This is a genomic window from Mycobacterium sp. NGS67 (assembly GCF_059812185.1).
Genome location: NZ_JCALCF010000007.1, coordinates 92240 through 112711, shown reverse-complemented (window position 1 = coordinate 112711; position 20472 = coordinate 92240). Strand labels below are relative to the sequence as shown.

The following is a 20472-nucleotide window of genomic DNA, read 5'->3' as shown; positions in this document are numbered from 1 at the left end:
GCATATTTCAGCAGCTGACGGTCAGGCGTCGACAACCCGCGCTGCCGGCCTCGGACTGCTGCGCATGTGCATGCCATGCGCATGTGATAGTTTGTGACCGTGGCCGTCGCAATTCAGATCAAAGATGTCCCCGAGGAAATCCGCGACGCGCTGGCGGCCCGCGCCGCGGCGCGCGGCCAGTCCACCCAGGCGTATCTGCGATCGCTGTTGGAACGGGAGTACCAGGCGGGGCGCAACCGGCAACTCTTGGAGGCATTGGTTGGTCATCGCAGCCTCACCATGACGGCCGAGGAAGTGGCGACCGTCATCCGCGCCGACCGCGACGGGTGAGCTTCCGCCGGTGATCGTGGTGGACGCAAGCGCGCTGGTGTTGGCGCTTACGAGCAGCAGCCCCAAAGGCGACGCGGCACGCGCAGTCCTGAACAGCGACGACGGTTGGCTCGCGCCGGCCCACATGCCGGGCGAGGTGCTACGCACCCTGCACAAGGCCGTATCGCGCAACCAATTGGAACCTGAAGACGCCGAGGCCGCCGCCGACGCCGTCGCCGCACTTGCCATCGAGTACGTGCTTCCGGATCCACTGCTACTGCGGACCGCCTGGGCCTGGCGGCATAACGTATCGATCTACGACGGCCTCTATATCGCCGTAGCCGCCGAACACTCCGCCGCCGTGGTCACCGTCGACAGCCGCCTGGCCAGCGCCACTGATCAGCTCGGCATATCGGTAGCGATCACTGTCCTCTAGGCCCACGCGCCGCCGCGCCCCCGACCGGGCCGCCTTGCGATACCCCCGGTACCGCATTTACTGTCGAATTCATGCCAAGCTTCCTCAAAGGTGCGTCCGAAGCAGAGGCCACCCGCGAGCCGATCCACCTGGGTTCGGGTGAGCCGGTGCTGCTGTTGCACCCGTTTTTGATGTCCCAGACCGTGTGGGAGGTCGTCGCCCGGCAGTTGGCCGACACCGGCCGCTACGAGGTTTTCGCCCCGACGATGGCCGGTCACAACGGGGGCCCGCGCGCGGGCACCTACTTCCTGTCTTCGCATGTCTTGGCCGATCACGTCGAGAAGCAGATGGACGAACTCGGCTGGGACACCGCGCACATCGTCGGCAATTCGCTGGGCGGCTGGGTCGCGTTCGAGTTGGAGCGCCGGGGTCGTGCCCGCAGCGTGATGGGCATCGCGCCGGCCGGCGGTTGGACCCGTTGGAGCCCAGCCAAATTCGAGGTGATCGCCAAATTCATCCTCGGTATTCCGCTGTTGCTCGTCGCTTGGCTCCTGGGGCCCAAGGCCTTGCACATTCCGTTCAGCCGCCAGCTGTCCACCTACGCCATCAGCGCGACTCCTGACGGGGTCAGCGAACGGGAGTTGAGCGTCATCATCGACGACGTCGCGCACTGCCCGGCCTATTTCCAGTTGCTGGTCAAGGCGCTGCTGATGCCCGGCCTCCAGGAACTGGCCGAGAACTCCGTCCCGGCGCATCTGGTGATCTGCACCAAGGACCGCATCGTGCCATCGCCGAGGTTCAGCAAGCACTTCCGCCACCACCTGCCTGACGACCATCAATTCACCAAACTCGAAGGCGTCGGCCATGTGCCGATGTTCGAGGCACCCGGCCGGGTCACCGAGGTCATCCTCGATTTCCTCGATGAGTGCGTGCAGGACACTCGCGCGGTCGAGCCCGGCGCGAGCTAACCGGCCACCGTCAGCGCGCAATTGGCAGCTGACACCCGCCATGCGATAGGCTGCGGGTCGGTCATGAGCGCCAGCGTCAAGCCCCGGCTCGCTGGCCGGCAACCCTCCAACCGCGGTGGGGTGCCCCGGGTGATGACCAGGTTGAGTAGCCACTACCGGCTACGCGGCAAGCGCGGGTCCGCCATGACGGGCCCCTGAGCCAGACAGGGGAACATTTCGTGAGCACTGACGGCACCACCGAAACCGATCCGACTGCGGGCTGGTCGTTCGAAACCAAGCAGATCCACGCCGGCCAGCAGCCGGACCCGGCCACCAATGCCCGGGCGCTGCCGATCTACCAGACCACCTCCTACACGTTCGACAACGTCGCGCACGCCGCCGCGCTGTTCGGTCTGGCCGAGCCGGGCAACATCTACACCCGCATCGGCAACCCGACCACCGACGTGGTCGAGCAGCGCATCGCCGCACTCGAGGGCGGGGTGGCCGCGCTGTTCCTGTCCTCGGGGCAGGCCGCCGAGACGTTCGCCATCCTGAACCTGGCTGGCGCCGGCGATCACATCGTGTCCAGCCCCCGGCTCTACGGCGGAACCTACAACCTGTTCCACTATTCGCTGGCCAAGCTGGGCATCGAGGTCAGCTTCGTCGAGGACCCCGACGACCTGGAGTCCTGGCAGGCCGCGGTGCGGGACGACACCAAGGCGTTCTTCGCCGAGACCATCTCCAACCCGCAGATCGACATCCTGGACACCCCTGGGGTTTCCGAGGTCGCGCACCGCAACGGGGTGCCGCTGATCGTGGACAACACCATCGCCACCCCCTATCTGATCCAGCCGCTGTCTCAGGGCGCCGACATCGTGGTGCACTCGGCCACCAAGTACCTCGGCGGGCACGGTTCGGCGATCGCCGGGGTGATCGTCGACGGCGGCACCTTCGATTGGACGCAGGGCCGCTTTCCCGGCTTCACCACGCCCGACCCCAGCTACCACGGTGTCGTGTTCGCCGAGCTGGGACCTCCCGCGTTCGCGCTCAAGGCGCGCGTGCAGTTGCTGCGCGACCTCGGCTCGGCGGCCTCGCCGTTCAACGCGTTCCTGGTCGCCCAAGGCCTGGAGACGCTGAGCCTGCGGGTGGAGCGCCACGTCGCCAACGCCCAGCGGGTCGCCGAATACCTGGAAGGCCGCGACGACGTCCTGTCGGTCAACTACGCCGGGCTGCCCAGTTCGCCGTGGCACGAGCTGGCAAAGAAGCTGGCGCCCAAGGGAACCGGGGCCGTACTGGCCTTCGAGCTGGCCGGCGGGGTCGAGGCCGGGAAGGCGTTCGTCGACGCGCTGCAGCTGCACAGCCACGTCGCCAACATCGGCGACGTGCGCTCGCTGGTGATCCATCCCGCGTCCACCACGCACGCCCAACTCAGTGCGGCCGAGCAACTGGCCACCGGGGTCACGCCGGGACTGGTGCGCTTGGCCGTCGGCCTCGAAGGCATCGACGACATCCTGGCCGACCTGGAGCTTGGATTCGCGGCGGCCGGGGTATACGCGGCCAACGGCAGCGACCCGCAGGCCGTGGCTGCCTTCTGAGGACCGCGTAGAACATGACGATCTCTGACGTGCCAACTCAGACGTTGCCCGCCGAAGGCGAGATCGGTGTCGTCGACATCGGGTCGCTGACGCTGGAGAGCGGCGCGGTCCTGCCCGACGTGCACATCGCGGTGCAGCGCTGGGGCGAGTTGTCGCCGGCACGGGACAACGTGGTGATGGTGCTGCACGCGCTCACCGGCGATTCGCATGTCATCGGACCCGCCGGACCCGGGCATCCGACGCCCGGCTGGTGGGACGGGGTGGCCGGGCCCGGCGCACCCATCGACACCGACCGCTGGTGCGCGGTGGCCACCAACGTGCTGGGTGGTTGCCGGGGTTCCACCGGCCCGAGTTCGCTGGCCCGCGACGGCCAGCCGTACGGCTCCCGGTTCCCGCTGGTCACGGTGCGCGACCAGGTGCAGGCCGACATCGCCGCGCTGGAAGCACTGGGAATAACTCAGGTGGCCGCCGTCGTTGGCGGATCCATGGGCGGCGCGCGAGCGTTGGAGTGGATCGTCGGTCACCCCGACCGGGTGCGAGCCGGGCTGCTGCTGGCGGTGGGTGCGCGCGCCACCGGTGACCAGATCGGCACCCAGACCACTCAGATCGCGGCCATCAAGGCCGACCCGAACTGGCAGGGCGGCGACTATTACGACACCGGCCGCGCACCCGAGGACGGGCTGCGGGTCGCGCGCCGGTTCGCGCACCTGACCTACCGCGGCGAGATCGAGCTGGACGTGCGGTTCCGCAACGACCCCCAGACCGGCGAGGACCCGTCGGCCGGCGGCCGTTACGCCGTGCAGAGCTACCTGGAGCATCAGGGCGACAAACTGTTGTCCCGCTTCGACGCCGGCAGCTACGTGATCCTGACCGAGTCGCTCAACAGCCACGACGTCGGACGGGGCCGGGGCGGCGTGCATGCGGCGCTGACCAGTTGCCCGGTGCCGGTGGTGGTCGGCGGCATCACCTCCGACCGGCTCTATCCGCTGCGGTTGCAGGACGAGCTGGCCGAACTGTTGCCAGGCTGCGTCGACGTGCGGGTGGTGCCGTCGGTCTGCGGGCACGACGGGTTCCTGGTCGAAACCGAGGCCGTCGGCGAATTGATCCGCGAGACACTGGAACTCGCTGCGGGCACGTGTGCAGGGTCGCAAAGGTGACCCGATCCCGGCGTGACCGCTCCCTGTCGTTCGGCTCGGCGGCGGCCGCCTACGAGCGTGGTCGCCCGTCGTATCCGCCGGAGGCCATCGACTGGCTGTTGCCGTCCGACGCCCGCGAGGTGCTCGACCTGGGGGCCGGAACCGGCAAGTTGACCACCCGACTGGTTGAACGCGGCCTGGACGTCGTCGCCGTCGACCCGGTTCCGGAGATGCTGGAAGTGCTGTCCGCGTCGCTGCCGCAGACCCGCGCGCTGCTCGGTACCGCGGAGGAGATTCCGTTGCCGGACAACAGCGTTGACGCCGTGCTGGTCGCGCAGGCGTGGCACTGGGTCGATCCGGCCCGCGCGATTCCGGAGGTCGCCCGGGTGCTGCGACCGGGAGGCCGGCTGGGCCTGGTGTGGAACACCCGCGACGAACGGCTGGGCTGGGTGCGCGAACTCGGTGAGATCATCGGCCGCGACGACGACGGCGGCCGCTTCGACGTCACGTTCCCCGCACCGTTCACCGAGCCGCAGCGCCATCAGCTCGAGTGGACGAATTACCTTACCCCGCAAGCACTTATCGATCTCGTCGCGTCCCGCACCTACTGCATCAACTCCCCTGCCGAAGTGCGCACCCGGACGCTGGACAAGGTGCGCGAACTGTTGAGAACCCATCCGGCACTAGCCAACTCCAATGGCCTTGCGCTGCCCTACATTACGGTGTGCGTGCGAGCCACGCTGAACTGATCGACGAGTAGTTGCACGCGTTGCGAGTCGTGGTCGGGACGTAGTCGTCCGGTCCGGCCGAGGGTGACCAGCCCGTGCAACGCCGCCCAGAAAACTTCGGTGAGCGTGTCTGTGTCTGTGTCTGTGTCGTGTTCTGCGGCCGTCCCCTCGACCGCTTCTCGCAACCGGGCGAACGCCGCCTGCAGTTGCGGCGGCGTGCTTTCGGCGGCGAAGCGCAAAGTGGTGGTTCGAGTGAACATCGCGTCGTAAACGGCCGGGTTGTCGCGGGCAAAGTCCAGGTAGGCGCGCACGACTCGTGTCAGGGCATCGCCCGCGGCGCTGGCTGCTGATGCGGCTGCGCACACGTCCGCGAGTTCGCCGAAGCCCTCGATCGCCACCGCTTCGGCGACGTGTTCCATGCCGGCGAAGTGCTTGTACAGCACCGGTTGGCTGTACTCGATCTCGGTGGCGAGCCGACGTGTGGTGACTGCGTCCCACCCTTCGGTTTCGGCCAACTTACGGGCCGTGTCGATTATCAGCCGCCGACGCGCGGCCCGCTCACGTTCCCGTCGGTCCTGAATTGCCATGTCGTCATTCTAGCATTGCTTTAATTTCTAGCACCGCTATTGCCCCAGCTGCGCGTTAGGGGTTAGCATTGCTAGCAGTTCGTCTGACGGGAGTAACTACATGGCCCTTGACCTCACCCGCTTCGCCGCGCTGATCGCGGTGCTGGCTAACGCCGTCGTCTACGGCACTGACGTGTTCTGCGCGACGGTTATGCGCCCGGCGTTGGCATCGATCGGCGACAACGCCCTGGTCACGGTGATGGGGAGCGTGCACCGCTACGGGGACCGGCGCATGCCGGTACCTGGAGTGCTCGGCCTGCTCGCCGCCCTGGTCAGCGCAGTGCTGGCGGCAGCAAGCGCACATTGGACGCACGCGATCGCGGCGGCCACCGCCGTACTGTCGCTGTCCATCTGGCTGGTGGTCTACCTGCGGGTGAGCGCACCGCTGAACAAGCAGCTCACCGCGGCAGCCGATGCCGGGCGCCAGCTGACGAACGGACGGGCGCTGCAGGCAAGTTGGGACCGCGTCATCGGCGCCCGCGCTGTGCTGCAGGGTCTGGCGCTGGCCGCTCTGTGCGTGGTGCTGGCGGCCTGATGTTGCAACTGAGGATTTACACCCTGCGCTCACCCGAAGCGCTGCGGCGGTACGCCACGGTTCACTGGGCTCGGCACCTGCCCACCTTCCGGACTTTCGGCATCACTACGCACGGCGTGTGGTCGGAGCGAACCGGCGGCGCGAATCGACTCGTCGCGCTGATCCGCTATCCACCTGGCGCCGAACCCGAACAACTCACTCGGCAGGTCATGGCCAGCCCGGAGTTCACCGCCGACATGGCCGGGTTCGATGTCGAGGAGATCGTCGACGTCCAATCGGTGCTGCTTGACTCACTATTTTCGGCGCAGGAGCTCTCGGCATGACCGCAACCATCGGCTATACGCTCGCCGGACTCATCGGCGTGGGCATCGTCTTCATCGGTGCACGATTCATCGTCGCGCCGCGCGTGGCTGCCGCCGGCTACGGCGTGCAAGCCGATCGATCCACTGACGCCTACCTGAGCGTCAAGGGGATCCGCGACATCGCGTGGGGGATTTTCGTCTTCATCATGATCGCCGCGGGCGCCACGCACCTGCTCGGCTGGATGATCCTGGCCGCCACGATCATTCCGTTGGCCGACGCGCTCATCGTGCTCCGCCACGGCGGCTCCAAGTCGATCGCGGTGGGCGTCCACGGTCTCACCGCCGCCGTCATGCTCGCGACTGCCACTCTGCTGCTTATCTCCTGACCAGCCTTCCCCGGCGAGTGTGCGTCCGGCGACGCCACCGCGGCGTGTCGCGTCGTGGAATCCACTCTCGGCGGCCGGAGCGGGTGGAGCTAAACGCGAAGTTAAAAGTCGAGCCCGGAGTACATGACGTGATTCGGGTCGTACTGTTGACGAACAGCGCTGAGCCGCGCCAGGTTCGACCCGAAATACCGTGACGCCGAGGTGTTGGCCTCCAGATAATTGACGTAGCCCCCGACCGAATACTGCTTCACCGTTTGGTGCGCGGTCGCCACCCAGGTACTGGACGTCGACGTCTGGCCGTTCCCGTTCTCCACATACCACTGCGCGACGGCGGCTGCGCTGCGCCACGGGAAGGCCGTCGCCGTCGCGTCGACGTCGCCCACGGCTCCGGACAGCGTGTCGACGATCACCGAGGCACGACCGCCTTCGGCCGGCCATTTGCCGAGTGCACCGACAATTGCCTGCGCCGCAGCCGAATTGAGGGTTCCGATCACGTCGGATCCGGCCACGAAGCCGCGCGGCGAACTCGTCGCGCTGCCACCGGCCAGATAGGTCACCAGCTCCATGTGGCTCAGCGTTTTGTGCTCGGCCGCCGTGGGCGCGGCGCCGACCGCGGACTTGATGGCATCGGCAACGGCCTGGCCGGTGCCCGCCGGGCAGGTCGCCAGCACATGACAATTGCCCTGCGCCCCGTTGACCGAGAGGTCGACCAAGCCCCAGGTGTTGCGATCGGCAGCGGAAAGCCATGTCTGCCAGCCGGTGAGCACCTGCGCGCCGGCCGACGGCGCGAAGTCGACGCGCACCACATCGGAATCGGAGGTCGGGAACATCGTGAACGTCAGCGACGTCGTCACCCCGAAATTGCCGCCACCGCCGCCGCGCAGCGCCCAGAACAAATCCGGGTGGTCTTCGGCGGAAGCGGTGACGGTCTGCCCGTTGGGCAACACCACCGTGGCCGACCGCAATGCATCGGCGGTCAGGCCGGCGTGGCGGGAATCCGCGCCCATCCCGCCGCCCAACGTCAAACCCCCCACCCCGACGGTAGGACAACTGCCGGCCGGTATCGCCCGGCCCGCGCCGGCCAAAGCCTGCTGTATCGCGTAGAGCTGGGTTCCCGCCGGCACCGTCACGGTGCCGGCGCCGTTGTCGACGTTCACTCCGCCCTGCAGGCCGCGCAGGTCGAGCACCATGGCCCCGTTCGCGTTCGACGCCCCGATATAGGAGTGGCCGCCGCCGCGGGGTGCGACCTTGAGCCTGTTGGCCGCCGCGAACGCGACCGCCTTCTCGACGTCCTGCTGGGAGGTGACCACCACCACCGCCGCCGGGTTCGCGGCGTCGTAGTTGGAGTTGAACACCTGCTTACCGGTGGTGAAGGAGGCACCGTCGGCCGGCAGCAGCACCCTGCCACCGATCGAGGTGGCCAACCCGCTCCACGCGCCCGTCGGCTCGGCCCATGCCCTCGTCGGGAACAGCGCGGAGGTCGCCAACGCTCCGGCGGCGCCCCGAAGAAAAGCCTGGCGAGAGATCATGGACCGCATTGTCAGTCGCGCCGGTAGCCAATGTGGTTGTCCGCCAACGTGTCGCGGCACAGCGTGATCCGATCGTGTTGTTACCGAACGCGAAACGCCGACCGGACCAAACCTTTACGCCATCGTGTCCCGAATGAGACCGCCGTAGAGAAAGGTTCTGGACACACCAAGAGGAGACCACATGAACCCTTTGCGCCACCAACCGTTGTCGGTTCGTCTGTTGACGGGCGCCGCGGGGATGCTGACTGCGGCGGCGGCGTTCGCCGCACCGGCCGAGGCAAGTCCCGTCGACGACGCCTTCATCACCGCGTTGACCAACGCCGGTGTCAACGTCGGAGACCCGATCGACGCCGAAGCTCTGGGGCAATCGGTCTGCCCGATGCTGGTTCAACCGGGCGGCAACTTCGCCGCGGCCGCCACGCGCATCCGGGGCAGCAACGGCATGTCGCCGGAGATGGCCAGCATGTTCACCACCATCGCGATCCAGATGTACTGCCCGTCGGTGATGGCTGACGTCGCCAGCGGCAATCTGGCTGGGCTGCAACAGCTTCCGGGCGCCTCGGCGATACCCGGCCTGGCCGGCGGCATCCCGGGTCTGGGCGCCATACCGGGTCTGCCCGGGTCCTGAGCTGCTGCGCTAACCGGTACCCAGCGGGTCGATCGTCCACGCGATGTAGACCATCGCGGCACCGACCGACGCGGTCGTCAGGAAATCGGTTCCCCGACTGCGCACCACCAGCAGTCCGGCCCGTTCCTCGGGCAGCGCCAGCCGCAGCGCGGCGCCCACCCCGACGCCGATGCCGATCAGCAGCGCGCCGCGGCGCCAGAAGTTCGCCCCCGCCAGCACGAACGCCACCAGGAAGATCAACCCGACGAGCAGGATCGGCCACTGGGCGCGGGCCGCGCGCGCCAGAATGGCCCGGACGGTCATTGCTGTTCGGCTGACTCGACGACGTTGGTCAGCAGGAACGCTCGGGTCAGGGGACCGACGCCGCCGGGGTTGGGCGACACGTGACCGGCCACTTCCCAGACGTCGGGATGCACGTCGCCGGTGAGCTTGCCGTCCACCCGACTGACTCCGACGTCGACGACGGCCGCGCCGGGACGCACCATGTCCGCGGTCAGCAGATGCGGCACCCCGACACCGGCCACGATGATGTCGGCCTGCCTGGTCAGCGCGCCCAGATCACGGGTTCCGGTGTGGCACAACGTGACTGTCGCATTCTCGGAACGGCGGGTGAGTAGCAGGCCCAACGGCCGCCCGACCGTCACGCCGCGGCCGATGACCACCACATGAGCGCCGGCGATCTCGACGTCGTAGCGGCGCAGCAGGTGCACGATGCCGCGCGGGGTGCACGGCAGCGACGCCGGGGTGTTCAACACCAGGCGACCCAGGTTGGTGGGGTGCAGGCCGTCGGCGTCCTTGTCCGGGTCGACGCGCTCGAGCGCGGCGTTCTCGTCCAGATGCTTGGGCAGTGGCAGCTGCACTATGTAGCCGGTGCAGTCCGGGTTGGCGTTCAGCTCGTCGATGGTCTCGTTGAGCGTCTCGGTGGAGATGTCGGCGGGCAGGTCGCGGCGGATCGAGGTGATGCCCACCTTGGCACAGTCGGTGTGCTTGCCACGCACGTAAGCCTGGGAGCCGGGATCCTCCCCGACCAGGATGGTGCCGAGGCCAGGCGTACGGCCCGACGATTTCAGAGCCGCCACTCGCGTGGTGAGGTCGGACAAGATCTCGTCACGGGTGGCCTTGCCGTCCAGCGTGATTGCGCCCACGGCTGACAGTCTCGCACGTTCGCCGGGGTGCGGTGGCGCCCGGCAGCGCCGCGCTTGCGATCGCCGCTGTGCCCGATGGCGGCGACCCGCCTCGCCCGGCTTCGCCGCGCTTGCGATCGCCGCTGTGCCCAATGGCGGCGACCCGCCTCGCCCGGCTTCGCCGCGCTTGCGATCGCCGATAGGCTCCCTCTATGTCTGCTGCCCCAGATGTGTTCAGCCCCGCCAAGCTGGGTCCGGTGACGCTGCGCAACCGCATTATCAAGGCCGCGACCTTCGAAGCCCGCACACCCGACGCACTGGTGACCGACGACCTGATCGAGTACCACCGCCTGCCCGCAGCCGGCGGGGTCGGCATGACCACGGTCGCCTACTGCGCGGTCTCCCCCGGCGGACGCACCGAAGGCAACGGCCTGTGGATGCGTCCCGAGGCGGTGCCCGGGTTGCGCAAGCTCACCGACGCGATTCACGCTGAAGGAGCCGCGATCAGCGCGCAGATCGGCCACGCCGGGCCGGTCGCCAACGCCAAGTCCAACCAGGCCACCGCCCTGGCTCCGGTGCGGTTCTTCAATCCGATCGGGATGCGATTCGCCCGCAAGGCAAACGCCGACGACATCGACGACGTGCTCGCCGACCACGCCAAGGCCGCGCGGTTTGCCGTCGAGGCCGGGTTCGACGCGGTCGAGATCCATCTGGGTCACAACTATCTGGCGAGTTCGTTCCTGTCGCCGCTGATCAATCGGCGCACCGACGAATTCGGTGGCTCGCTGGCCAACCGAGCCAAGGTAGCCCGCGGAGTGGTGATGGCGGTGCGCCGTGCGGTGGATCAGGGTCCGCGGCAGATCGCGGTGACCGCCAAAATCAACATGTCCGACGGCGTCCGCGGCGGGATCAGCAACGAGGAGGCGGTCACCACCGCCAAATGGCTCGAAGAAGACGGTGGCCTGGACGCGATCGAGCTGACCGCCGGCAGTTCGCTGGTCAACCCGATGTACCTGTTCCGCGGCGACGCTCCGATCAAGCAGTTCGCCGGCGCCTTCAAGCCGCCGATGCGCTGGGGCATGCGCATGACCGGCAAGAAGTTCCTGCGCGAGTATCCGTACAAAGAGGCGTATCTGCTCAATGAGGCCAAACTGTTCCGCGCCGAGTTGAAGATGCCGCTGATCCTGCTCGGCGGCATCACCAACCGGGACACCATGGACCTGGCCATGGCGGAGGGCTTCGACTTCGTCGCGATGGGTCGGGCGCTGCTGGCCGAGCCGGACCTGATCAACAAGATCGCGCGCGACGGCGCGGCCGTCCGGTCCGCATGCACGCACTGCAATCAGTGCATGCCGACCATCTACACCCGCACCCGCTGTGTGCTGACCGGCGCGCCGGACAGGGAGTGACTCCGGGCCTACCGGCTAAGGTTGTCACCAATGTCTCCGCCCGTCCCGCCAGCGCTGACCGTCCGTCATGACGGTTCGGAGCGCACCTTTGCAGCCGGACACGACGTGGTGGTGGGCCGCGATCTGCGCGCCGACCTGCGCATCACCCATCCGCTGATCTCGCGCGCCCACCTGCTGCTGCGCTTCGACCAGGGCCGTTGGCTGGCGATCGACAACAACTCCCTGAACGGCACGTACGCCAACGGCCGCCGAGTGCCGGTCGTGGACATCCAGGACGGTCAGGGCGTCAACATCGGAAACCCGGACGGTCCCCTGCTGATCTTCGAGGTCGGACGGCACCGCGGACCGGCCGGGCGCCCACCGCAAACCGAGTCGATGCGCATCCCCGCCGTGGCGGGCCCGTCCGGGGGCTGGCCGGCCGGACCGCCGGGTCCGCCTTCCGGAGCAGCACCACCAACCTCGCGGCTGCCCAGTCGGGGCGCCCCGCCGCCGCGGCCGCAGCCCGGTGGGCCCCCTCCCCCGCCGCCGGGGCAGCCCATGTACCCCAGCAGCGGCCAGCCGTGGGCCCCGCCCGGCTACCCGGTCAGCGGGCCGCCGCCGTCGTCGCCGAATTTCCCGCATGCGCCACCGCGACAGCCGCCTCCGCGCCCCGGGCCGCCGATCGGCGCCAAGCCGCCCGACGCCGGCAACATCGCGACCAAGATGTTCCAGGCCCTGCTGACGCGGACGGGGTCACACGCCAAGCCCGCCGGGTCGGTCACCATCGGCCGCTCCACCGACAACGACATCGTCATCCAGGACGTCCTCGCGTCCCGGCAGCACGCCTTCCTGACCCTGACTCCGCTGGGTGCGGAGATCCGCGACAACCAAAGCGTCAACGGCACGTTCGTCAACGGGGTGCGGGTCGGGTCGGCCATCCTGTCCGAAGGTGACGTGGTCACCATCGGAAACGTCGACCTGGTGTTCGCCGGCGGCACCCTGGTACGCCGCACCGCAGCGGCCACCCGGTCCGGCGGGCTGGAGGTCAACTCCGTCACGTTCACCGTCGAGGGCGGCAAGCAACTGCTCGACCACATCTCGCTGACCGCCCGCCCCGGCACGCTGACCGCCATCATCGGCGGGTCCGGCGCCGGCAAGACCACGCTGTCGCGGGTGATCGCCGGCTACACCAGCCCCAGCACCGGCAGCGTGACCTTCGAGGGCCACGACGTCCACGGGGAGTACGCCTCGTTGCGCAGCCGGGTCGGCATGGTCCCCCAGGACGACGTCGTGCATCGGCAGCTCACCGTCAACCAGGCCCTCGGCTACGCCGCCGAGCTGCGGCTCCCGCCCGACACCAGCAAGGGTGACCGCGCGCAGGTGGTCGCCCAGGTCCTCGAGGAGCTCGAGTTGACCAAGCACGCCGAGACCCGGGTGGACAAGCTCTCGGGCGGTCAGCGCAAGCGTGCGTCGGTGGCGCTGGAGCTGCTCACCGGACCGTCGCTGCTGATTCTCGACGAGCCGACCTCGGGTCTGGACCCGGCGCTGGACCGCCAGGTGATGATGATGCTGCGCCAGCTGGCCGACGCCGGTCGCGTGGTGCTGGTGGTCACGCACTCGGTCTCCTACCTGGACGTCTGCGATCAGATCCTGTTGCTCGCCCCCGGCGGCAAAACCGCATTCCTGGGCCCGCCCGATCAGATCGGCGCGGCCATGGGCACCACTAACTGGGCCGACATTTTCACCAAAGTGGGCGCCGACCCGGACGAGGCCAACCGCCGGTTCCTTGCCGAAAACGCGGGGGGGCCGCAACCGGCCGCCAAGAGCAGCCCGGCCGACCTGGGTGAACCGGTGCACACCAGTGCCTTGCACCAGTTCTCCACCATCGCCCGCCGCCAGGTGCGGCTGGTGATCTCCGACCGCGGATACACGGTCTTCCTGGCGGTTCTGCCGTTCTTGATCGGGATCCTCGCCATGACCGTGCGCGGCGAGACCGGGTTCGGCATTGCCGAGGCGGTGAGCAGCAACCCCGACCAGCCGGGGCAGATCCTGGTGATGCTCAACGTCGGCGCTGTTTTCATGGGCGTCGCGCTGACGATCCGCGACCTGGTCGGCGAGCGTCCGATCTTCAATCGCGAACAGGCGGTCGGCCTGTCCACGGGGGCCTATCTGGGCGCCAAGATCGCTGTGTTCAGCGGGTTCGCGATCGTTCAGGCTGCGATCGCGACGATCATCACGCTGGTCGGCTGGGGCTATCCGCCCACCGACGCTGTGCTACTGGGCAATGTCGGCATCGAGCTGTTCGTGACGGTCGCCGCGACCTGCGTGGCCTCGGCGATTCTGGGCTTGGCGCTGTCGGCGTTGGCGAAATCGCAAGACCAGATCATGCCGATGCTGGTGTTGGCGATCATGTCGCAGCTGGTGTTCTCCGGCGGAATGATCTGGGTGACCGACCGGTTCCTGCTCGACCAGCTGTCGTGGGCCACCCCCGCGCGGTGGGGTTATTCGGCGTCGTCGTCGACGGTCAACATCGAGAAGCTGGTACCGGGTCCGGTCAAGCCGAAGGACTCGCACTGGAAACACAATCCGGGCACCTGGCTATTCGACATGGCGATGCTGGCGCTGCTGTGCATCATCTACAGCTTCATCGTGTGGTGGAGGATCCGCCTCAAGCGGCGCTAGCCTTCCCCTGCGCTAGCTTTCCCTGCGCGAGCAGACGCAAAAGCCCCCGAAAACCGCACTTTTTAGGGGCTTTTGCGTCTGCTCGGCCAACAGTCAGCTGGCCAGGCTGGCCAGTGCGTACTCGCTCACCGCGATCAGCGCGTCGGTGGCCGACCTGCGGTTGCGGGCGTCGACGGAAATCACCGGGATGTGCTCGGGCAGGGTCAGCGCCTTGCGCACCTCACCCACGGGATACCTTGGCGCACCGTCGAACTCGTTGACCGCGACCAGGAACGGCAGCCGCCGGTGCTCGAAGAAGTCGACGGCGGCGAAGCTGTCCTGCAATCGCCGGCAGTCGACCAGCACAATCGCCCCGATCGCACCGCGCACCAGGTCGTCCCACATGAACCAGAACCGGCGCTGACCGGGCGTGCCGAACAAATACAGCACCAAGTCCTCGGCCAGCGTGATGCGACCGAAATCCATCGCGACGGTGGTGGTGCGTTTGTCGGGGGTGGCCTCGATCATGTCGACGCCCGCCGAGGCGTCGGTCACCATCGCCTCGGTCCGCAGCGGCATGATCTCCGAGACCGACCCGACGAACGTGGTCTTGCCGGCCCCGAACCCGCCCGCGATGACGATCTTCGTCGACGCGGTGCCGTGCGGTTCAGAGTGCTCGGAGGCCACGCAGCGTCCTTCCTATGAGTTCGTGCCGTTCATCGCGGGTGGAGCGGTCGGTCAAGGTCCTGTGCACCCGAAGGTAACCGGCGCCGACCAGATCCCCGATCAGGACGCGCGCAACACCGACCGGCAAATCCAGCCGCGCCGACACTTCGGCAACCGACGGGCTACCCGCGCACAGCCCGATGATCCTGCCGCGCACATCGTCGGCCCCCCAGGGCGACGCCTCACCGGCCTGCACCGTCTGCACCGGCGCCTCCAACGGAAGGTCGACGTCGGTGCCGGTGCGTCCGGCCGTCAAAGTGTACGGGCGGACCAGGTTCGGGCTCAGCGGTGGTTCGCGTCGGTCCATCGCGGCTCGGGCTCGGCGCGGCGGGCGGACTGCACGACGTTGCCCACCTGTTCGACAAGAATGGCCATCTCGTAGCCGATCTGGCCGATGTCACAGTTCGGCATGGCCAGCGTCGCCAGATGCGAGCCGTCGCCGACGCGCATCAACAGCAGGAAGCCGTGCTGCATCTCCACCACCGACTGCAGCACCTGCCCGCCTTCGAACAGCTGCGCGGCGCCGGTGGCCAGGCTGGCCAGTCCCGATGCCACCGCGGCCAGTTGGTCGGCCCGTTCGCGCGGCAGGTGCTCGCTGGCCGCAAGCGGCAGCCCGTCGACCGACACCAGCAGCGCGTGCGCCACACCGGGGACCTCGCGCACGAACTTCGACACCAACCAGTCCAGCGGGCTGTAGGAGGATTGGACGGTCATTGCTGATCGGCCCCTTCCTCCGGGGCGTGCTCTCGTCCGGCACGAACTCCGCTGAAGTGGCTGCCGATGCTGGCCCGGACCGCGTCGGGGTCGCGACCCGGGTGCGAACCGCCGTTGGACGCCGGTTGTCGGGGCTCGTCGTCGTCGGCCGCTCCCGGCACCAGGCGGGCCCCCGGGGTGCGCATCGGCAACCCGGACTCGGTGCGCGACTCGACCGGCTTGTCCTCGGCTTCGGCGGCCGCCGTCCAGCCGCGGTCCCATACCGTCTGCCAATCCAGGTCGGGGCTTCGGACCAGGTCGTGTGGGTCGCCCATGATCTCCGACAGCATCCGCTGGTAGATCACGTCGTCGTCATCGGGTCCCGACGGCTTGAGGTCCGGCGGCGCCGGCTTGGGGGGCGGGGCGGCCGGCGGTGCGGGACGCCGGGCGAAGAACGCCGAGGTGTCCGAGGCCGTCGTGGTGGGCGGTGCCGGCTCGGCCGGTGCCGGCTGGGATCCCTTCTCCCACCACGGCGTCGGCAACGGACGCTTCTGCTTGGGTTCCGGCTCCGGGGCGCCGACCGGGCCGCCGGCGGTGATGCCGCTGGACCCGGGACTGCGACGCGGCAGCGACGTCACCGCTTGCCCACCGGCGGGGACGGGCGAGGCCGCCGGGGCCGCCGGCTCGGGGGGCGGACTCACCTTGAAGAACTGCCGCTGCGGCGGTTCGGGTGGCTGCCCGCCGACCAGCACCGTCACCGGCAGATACACCTCGGCCGTGGTGCCGCCCGTTTCGCCGCTTGCCGGACCACGCAGTCCCACCCGGACACCGTGGCGGGCGGCCAACCGGCCCACCACGAACAGGCCCATGTGCCGCGCGTTCTCCGGGGTGGGCTCCGGCGTGCCGCCGGGCTGCAACCGCATGTTCGCCATCCGCCGGTCGGAGTCCGTCATCCCCAGCCCGGAGTCGGCGATGCGCAGCAGCACACCGCCCTCGCTGCCCCGCACGGCAGACACCTTGACCGGTGTGGTCGGCGGCGAGTAACGCAGCGCGTTGTCGATCAGCTCGGCGAGCAAATGGATGACGCCGCCGGCGGCGGTGCCGAGCACCGTGCAGTCCGGCACGGCGCCCGTCTCGACCCGGCGGTAGTCCTCGACCTCGGACACCGCGGCGTTGATCACCGTCGACAGCGGGACCGGGTCGCGCTGGTCGCGGGTGATCTGCGCGTCGGCCAGGACCAGCAGGTTGGCGCTGTTGCGGCGCAGTCGGGCGGCCAGGTGATCCAGCCGGAACAGGTTGTCGAGCCGCTCGGGATCCTCTTCGTCGCGTTCCAGCCGGTCGATCAACGCCAGCTGTTGGTCGACCAGGGAGCGGCTGCGGCGCGACATCGTCTCGAACATGTCGTTGACCAGCAACCGCAGCCGGGCCTCGTCACCGGCCAGCAGCAGCGCCTGGGTGTGCAGTTCGTCGACCGCGTGTGCGACCTGGCCGATCTCTTCGGTGGTGTACACCGCCAGCGGTTCGGGGATCGGTTCACCGCCGGCGCGGACCCGCTCGATCTCGCCTTCGAGGTCGGTGTGGGCGACCTTCAGCGCGCCGTCGCGCAGCAACCGCAGCGGCTTGACCAGCGCCCGCGCCATCAGCAGCACGATCAGCAGCGCGATCGCGATGGCCGCCAGCACCAGCACGGCGTCACGGACCGCGGTCGCGCGCCGGTCGTCGGCCTGGGCCTGAACCGACTTCGTCACCTCGGCGGTGGTGTTGGTGATGATCTGTTCGGCGATTCCCTGCGTGGTCTGTATCGAGCGCAGCAGGTCCTGATTGTCGACGAGTTCGCTGGCCGGGTCGGACATGATCGCCATCCGGGTGACCATCTGCTGCTGCAGGTTCTTGGCGTCCGGGGAGCCGGCGCCAAGTACCTCGCTCATGCCGAACAGGGTCGACGGCTCGGTACCGGCCAGCGTGATCATCGCGGTGCGCAACTGAGGTTCGGGCAGGTCGGCGCCGCGGGTCACCAGGATCTGCTGCAGGGTCATCTGGCCGCGGGCGCCCACGGCCCGGCTCAGGCCCTGCACCTGCGACCGGATCTGCTCACTGTCCGCGCGGACCGAGGCGTTGATGGCGTCCTCGGCGGTCAGCAGCAGCGGGGCGTAGGTGGTGATCCGGTCGCGCAGGCTGATGCTGTTGTCCAGTGTCTTGTCCAGCAGCGTCTGCCCACTGTTGAGCAGCGTGTCGACCGCGGTCCGGACGTCGGGGAGAACGTCGGTGCCCGCCAGGCGGGTCTGCAACTCGTTCTTACGCGAGGCGAAATTCTTCTTCGCCCCTTCCACGTCGCGTCCGGTAGAACCGGCCAGCAGCGCGACGTCGAGCGCGGACATGTACTTGGTGATCGTCGGGATCACGTCGGCCCGGGCCGCGGCCAACCGCAGGCCGCTGGAGTGGGAAAGGGCGCTCTCGACCCGCAGCGCCCCGAACACCGTCGCCAACAGCAGCGGCACCAAGGCGATCGCGAACACCTTCCACCGCACCGGCCAGTTGCGCAGCGACCATGCCCCCGGCCGTCTGGCCGGCGCCGGCGCCGGGGTGGCGGGTGCCGCTGCGACCGGGTGAGTCGGGCGGGCGAACATGGTCACGTGATCGCGCTTTCAAGCGGCGTCGCGTGAAACGAGAGAGTCATCGAACTTCCTGCTGCTTATTCGCCGACAGATAGCCGCGAACGTGATGCGTGGCGATCCGACGAGTATGGCAGCCTGCAGCCGAGGTCTCCACAATCGTTACGCAGTAGTTAGCTGTCCATCAGCCGACGGGGTAGCCGGACACCGCTTTCTTGACCACCGAGTCGACCTCCTCGGTCAGCAAGAACCGTTGCGCCACAAGGCCTTCCGCGGCAGCGCGGACCGCGGTGGCATAGTCGCCGCTGGTCGGGTAACGCTCGGCGACCGACGGCCGTCCCGGCGCGAAGGCCAGCTTGCTGCCGATCCGCTCGTAGAGCACGTCGGGCAGCTCCTCGGTGTACCGGCGGGCATTCCAACCGGTGTAGACCGCGAGCGGCGCGGCGACGGCCGGCAGCCGGATCCCGGCCACCTCGTTGCCGTCCGCGTCGACCGCCGACACCAGGTCGACGTGAGACTGGCCGCGGCGCGCCGACGGCAACCAGGCCGGCGAAGGGACGTTGGCGTACCCGAAGTGCGACAGCACGTCCTTGCGGGCGACGGCGGTGCCGTCGCTGGTCCGCGGCACGGCGCTGGCGGGCGGCTCGATGCCGTCGACGACCCAGTTCTCTAGTGCGACGAGCAGCGCCCGGGTGACCGGGGTGACGTCCAGCTGGTGCACCGGGTTGGCGGCGGGCAGCGCGTTCTTGATCTTGCTGCTGCCGAAGTGGTCGGTGCCGGCCAGCAGGTAGGTGCGGACGTCGGGGTCCTCGGGCAGGTCCTGGCCGGTGTGCGGGTCGACGTGGACCAGTGCGCCGTCGCCCTGCCAGTACTCGGTGGCGCTGTTGGTGAAGATGGTCTTCGGCACCCCGCCGAGTTGGCGCTGCACGGCGAGCAGGTCGGCGTTGCCGAACGGGTCGGCGGTGCCGCGCCCGCTGCCGCCGGGGGTCGACGGCTGGGCGTAACGCTGGTTGAACTGGCCGCGAGCGGCGCTGGCGAAGTCGCTGAAGATGCCGTCGAAGACCGGCAGTCCGGCCTCGTCGACGTTGAGGCCGTCGGAGACGAACTGGCGCAGCAGCCGGCCGGCCTGGGAGACGCCGTAGGCGAAGGTGTGCTCGATGCCGTCGGCGCGCAGGTGGGAGACGATATCCCGAATGGCCAGCAGACCGGTGCCGGCGACCGGAGCCAGCGCGGTCCGGTAGGTCAGCTCGTACCAGTGGAAGGGCTGGAAGCCGCCGTCCACGGCGACGTGGGTCTGGTCGGTGAAGCGCCAGGTGTCCCGGGGGACGACGGTCGGCTCGGCGTCGGGTGCGGTGCGCACGGTCAGCACGGCCTCGGGGTCGTCGACGTCGACGGTCGGGTAGTCGGTGAACTTGAACAGCACGTCGGCGCCGGGGATCGACTCGATCTCGGGTGCGGTGAAGCTCAGCACGTGGTCGTCTTTCGTAGTGTCCGAGCGCCATTCCAGGCGCATGAAGCCGGGCTCGACTTCGGCTTGGGGGGCGGTCAGGCCCAGGACGGCCGGCCCGCGCTGCACGTCCCACTGCCAGCCGCACGAGGCGATGGTCCAGCCGCGGTCGAGCAGGAAGCCGCCCTTCAACCAGGGGGCGTTGGTCGGCAGACCACGGTTGGGGACGACGAACAGCAACTTGCCGTTGCCGCCGTTCACCGGGCGGATCAGGCGCAGGTCGGCTTCGTAGCGGACCAGGCCGTCGGCGTCGCGGGGAGCCAGCTCGAGGTCGACGATGCGCTGGTTGGCCAGGTGGGTCGGGTCGACGGCGAAGGTGACGGTCGCTTCGACGTTCTCGTAGCGGCTGTCGGCGTGCGGGTAGGTGTTGGTCACTTGCACGGATTCGACGCTCATCTTCGGCTCCCCCGGGTTCGGCATTCCACTTGCTGGTACCGAGATTTCTGCAGGGGGCTTGAAGAGTTCTAAAAGACTTCTTGGAAACCTCTCAGGTGACCGAACCGGACGCGCGTTCAGCCGCTCGAGACGGCATCGTTCCGCCTCCGCGCACCAGGGTCGGCGGACCGGCTTTGTTCCTGATCGCTGCTGGTGGTGGCCCAGCTGCCGAAGGCGGTCATTCTGACCG

21 protein-coding genes and 1 riboswitch are annotated in these 20472 nt (G+C 68.6%); of the genes, 12 read left to right on the top strand and 9 right to left on the bottom strand.

The genetic code is table 11. The features are described from left to right. Positions 1–99: 99 nt before the first annotated feature. From AC5Y4D_RS08505 to AC5Y4D_RS08480, 6 genes are all read left to right on the top strand, one after another. The gene (locus tag AC5Y4D_RS08505; protein WP_499941631.1) at positions 100–330 is read left to right on the top strand and encodes a FitA-like ribbon-helix-helix domain-containing protein; all 231 of its coding nucleotides are present in this window, start codon (positions 100–102) and stop codon (positions 328–330) included. Between the two features lie 10 nt (positions 331–340). Next, positions 341–745 carry a type II toxin-antitoxin system VapC family toxin gene (locus AC5Y4D_RS08500; protein ID WP_499941629.1) on the top strand — a complete coding sequence of 135 codons (405 nt, stop codon included), beginning with the start codon at positions 341–343 and terminating at the stop codon, positions 743–745. Positions 746–894: 149 nt separating this feature from the next. Beyond that, positions 895–1692, top strand: coding sequence for an epoxide hydrolase EphH (gene ephH / locus AC5Y4D_RS08495; RefSeq protein WP_499941888.1), 798 nt, complete (start codon positions 895–897; stop codon positions 1690–1692). A 59-nt stretch (positions 1693–1751) separates the two neighbouring features. Further along, a riboswitch (SAM riboswitch) is annotated at positions 1752–1871 on the top strand. Between the two features lie 39 nt (positions 1872–1910). Beyond that, the gene (locus tag AC5Y4D_RS08490; protein WP_499941627.1) at positions 1911–3266 is read left to right on the top strand and encodes a bifunctional o-acetylhomoserine/o-acetylserine sulfhydrylase; all 1356 of its coding nucleotides are present in this window, start codon (positions 1911–1913) and stop codon (positions 3264–3266) included. A gap of 14 nt (positions 3267–3280) precedes the next feature. Next, positions 3281–4423 (top strand): homoserine O-acetyltransferase MetX, encoded by a 1143-nt coding sequence (metX, locus tag AC5Y4D_RS08485; protein ID WP_499941625.1) that lies wholly within the window; start codon positions 3281–3283, stop codon positions 4421–4423. After that, complete coding sequence (locus AC5Y4D_RS08480) at positions 4420–5151, top strand: class I SAM-dependent methyltransferase (RefSeq protein WP_499941623.1); 732 nt, start codon at positions 4420–4422, stop codon at positions 5149–5151. Before metX ends, AC5Y4D_RS08480 begins: the two co-directional genes overlap by 4 nt. On the opposite strand, the gene AC5Y4D_RS08475 is transcribed toward AC5Y4D_RS08480, so the two are convergent. Next, positions 5115–5717, bottom strand: a complete 603-nt coding sequence (locus tag AC5Y4D_RS08475; RefSeq protein WP_499941621.1) for a TetR/AcrR family transcriptional regulator — start codon at positions 5715–5717, stop codon at positions 5115–5117. The two genes, AC5Y4D_RS08480 and AC5Y4D_RS08475, sit on opposite strands and share 37 nt — an antisense overlap. Before the next feature lie 100 nt (positions 5718–5817). Between AC5Y4D_RS08475 and AC5Y4D_RS08470 the strand changes: the two genes are divergently transcribed. From AC5Y4D_RS08470 to AC5Y4D_RS08460, 3 genes are read left to right on the top strand one after another with little or no spacing between them, the layout of a single operon-like run. Beyond that, positions 5818–6291, top strand: coding sequence for a DUF1772 domain-containing protein (locus AC5Y4D_RS08470; RefSeq protein WP_499941619.1), 474 nt, complete (start codon positions 5818–5820; stop codon positions 6289–6291). Beyond that, positions 6291–6614, top strand: coding sequence for an NIPSNAP family protein (locus AC5Y4D_RS08465; protein WP_499941617.1), 324 nt, complete (start codon positions 6291–6293; stop codon positions 6612–6614). The genes AC5Y4D_RS08470 and AC5Y4D_RS08465 overlap by 1 nt, the downstream gene beginning before the upstream one ends. Beyond that, positions 6611–6979, top strand: coding sequence for a DUF4267 domain-containing protein (locus AC5Y4D_RS08460; RefSeq protein ID WP_499941615.1), 369 nt, complete (start codon positions 6611–6613; stop codon positions 6977–6979). The genes AC5Y4D_RS08465 and AC5Y4D_RS08460 overlap by 4 nt, the downstream gene beginning before the upstream one ends. Positions 6980–7080: 101 nt before the next feature. Here the strand turns inward: AC5Y4D_RS08460 and AC5Y4D_RS08455 are convergent, their stop codons facing one another. After that, positions 7081–8517 carry an FAD-dependent oxidoreductase gene (locus tag AC5Y4D_RS08455; protein WP_499941613.1) on the bottom strand — a complete coding sequence of 479 codons (1437 nt, stop codon included), beginning with the start codon at positions 8515–8517 and terminating at the stop codon, positions 7081–7083. 172 nt (positions 8518–8689) lie between these two features. Here AC5Y4D_RS08455 and AC5Y4D_RS08450 point away from each other — a divergent pair, with 172 nt between their 5' ends. Beyond that, on the top strand, positions 8690–9136 hold the full coding sequence (locus AC5Y4D_RS08450) for a DUF732 domain-containing protein (RefSeq protein ID WP_499941612.1): 447 nt from the start codon (positions 8690–8692) through the stop codon (positions 9134–9136). 9 nt (positions 9137–9145) lie between these two features. On the opposite strand, the gene AC5Y4D_RS08445 is transcribed toward AC5Y4D_RS08450, so the two are convergent. After that, positions 9146–9439: a DUF3017 domain-containing protein gene (locus AC5Y4D_RS08445; protein WP_499941610.1), complete on the bottom strand. Its 294-nt coding sequence runs from the start codon at positions 9437–9439 to the stop codon at positions 9146–9148. Further along, positions 9436–10281: a bifunctional methylenetetrahydrofolate dehydrogenase/methenyltetrahydrofolate cyclohydrolase gene (locus AC5Y4D_RS08440; RefSeq protein ID WP_499941608.1), complete on the bottom strand. Its 846-nt coding sequence runs from the start codon at positions 10279–10281 to the stop codon at positions 9436–9438. The genes AC5Y4D_RS08445 and AC5Y4D_RS08440 overlap by 4 nt, the downstream gene beginning before the upstream one ends. A gap of 191 nt (positions 10282–10472) precedes the next feature. Here AC5Y4D_RS08440 and AC5Y4D_RS08435 point away from each other — a divergent pair, with 191 nt between their 5' ends. After that, positions 10473–11669, top strand: a complete 1197-nt coding sequence (locus AC5Y4D_RS08435; protein ID WP_499941606.1) for an NADH:flavin oxidoreductase — start codon at positions 10473–10475, stop codon at positions 11667–11669. 30 nt (positions 11670–11699) lie between these two features. Then, entirely contained in the window at positions 11700–14330 is a 2631-nt protein-coding gene (locus tag AC5Y4D_RS08430) for an FHA domain-containing protein (protein WP_499941604.1), read from the top strand. A gap of 93 nt (positions 14331–14423) precedes the next feature. On the opposite strand, the gene AC5Y4D_RS08425 is transcribed toward AC5Y4D_RS08430, so the two are convergent. The 5 genes from AC5Y4D_RS08425 to AC5Y4D_RS08405 all read right to left on the bottom strand — a co-directional run bounded on the left by AC5Y4D_RS08425 (position 14424) and on the right by AC5Y4D_RS08405 (position 20243). Continuing rightward, a complete protein-coding gene (locus AC5Y4D_RS08425) occupies positions 14424–14996 on the bottom strand; it encodes a GTP-binding protein (RefSeq protein ID WP_499941602.1) in 573 nt (190 codons plus the stop codon). Next, positions 14977–15342: a DUF742 domain-containing protein gene (locus tag AC5Y4D_RS08420; RefSeq protein ID WP_499941601.1), complete on the bottom strand. Its 366-nt coding sequence runs from the start codon at positions 15340–15342 to the stop codon at positions 14977–14979. The genes AC5Y4D_RS08425 and AC5Y4D_RS08420 overlap by 20 nt, the downstream gene beginning before the upstream one ends. Then, positions 15318–15749, bottom strand: coding sequence for a roadblock/LC7 domain-containing protein (locus AC5Y4D_RS08415; RefSeq protein ID WP_499941599.1), 432 nt, complete (start codon positions 15747–15749; stop codon positions 15318–15320). Before AC5Y4D_RS08415 ends, AC5Y4D_RS08420 begins: the two co-directional genes overlap by 25 nt. After that, positions 15746–18361 (bottom strand): sensor histidine kinase, encoded by a 2616-nt coding sequence (locus AC5Y4D_RS08410; protein WP_500036946.1) that lies wholly within the window; start codon positions 18359–18361, stop codon positions 15746–15748. The genes AC5Y4D_RS08415 and AC5Y4D_RS08410 overlap by 4 nt, the downstream gene beginning before the upstream one ends. Positions 18362–18524: 163 nt before the next feature. Continuing rightward, the gene (locus AC5Y4D_RS08405) at positions 18525–20243 is read right to left on the bottom strand and encodes an alpha/beta hydrolase domain-containing protein (protein ID WP_500036945.1); all 1719 of its coding nucleotides are present in this window, start codon (positions 20241–20243) and stop codon (positions 18525–18527) included. Positions 20244–20472: the final 229 nt, after the last annotated feature.

Bases quoted from the DNA above. Each gene is read 5' to 3' on its own strand.
- metX (WP_499941625.1), top strand. From the start codon at position 3,281: ATGACGATCTCTGACGTGCCAACTCAGACGTTGCCCGCCGAAGGCGAG.
- AC5Y4D_RS08475 (WP_499941621.1), bottom strand. From the start codon at position 5,717: ATGGCAATTCAGGACCGACGGGAACGTGAGCGGGCCGCGCGTCGGCGG.
- AC5Y4D_RS08470 (WP_499941619.1), top strand. From the start codon at position 5,818: ATGGCCCTTGACCTCACCCGCTTCGCCGCGCTGATCGCGGTGCTGGCT.
- AC5Y4D_RS08465 (WP_499941617.1), top strand. From the start codon at position 6,291: ATGTTGCAACTGAGGATTTACACCCTGCGCTCACCCGAAGCGCTGCGG.
- AC5Y4D_RS08460 (WP_499941615.1), top strand. From the start codon at position 6,611: ATGACCGCAACCATCGGCTATACGCTCGCCGGACTCATCGGCGTGGGC.
- AC5Y4D_RS08455 (WP_499941613.1), bottom strand. From the start codon at position 8,517: ATGCGGTCCATGATCTCTCGCCAGGCTTTTCTTCGGGGCGCCGCCGGA.
- AC5Y4D_RS08450 (WP_499941612.1), top strand. From the start codon at position 8,690: ATGAACCCTTTGCGCCACCAACCGTTGTCGGTTCGTCTGTTGACGGGC.
- AC5Y4D_RS08445 (WP_499941610.1), bottom strand. From the start codon at position 9,439: ATGACCGTCCGGGCCATTCTGGCGCGCGCGGCCCGCGCCCAGTGGCCG.
- AC5Y4D_RS08435 (WP_499941606.1), top strand. From the start codon at position 10,473: ATGTCTGCTGCCCCAGATGTGTTCAGCCCCGCCAAGCTGGGTCCGGTG.
- AC5Y4D_RS08430 (WP_499941604.1), top strand. From the start codon at position 11,700: ATGTCTCCGCCCGTCCCGCCAGCGCTGACCGTCCGTCATGACGGTTCG.
- AC5Y4D_RS08420 (WP_499941601.1), bottom strand. From the start codon at position 15,342: ATGGACCGACGCGAACCACCGCTGAGCCCGAACCTGGTCCGCCCGTAC.
- AC5Y4D_RS08415 (WP_499941599.1), bottom strand. From the start codon at position 15,749: ATGACCGTCCAATCCTCCTACAGCCCGCTGGACTGGTTGGTGTCGAAG.
- AC5Y4D_RS08405 (WP_500036945.1), bottom strand. From the start codon at position 20,243: ATGAGCGTCGAATCCGTGCAAGTGACCAACACCTACCCGCACGCCGAC.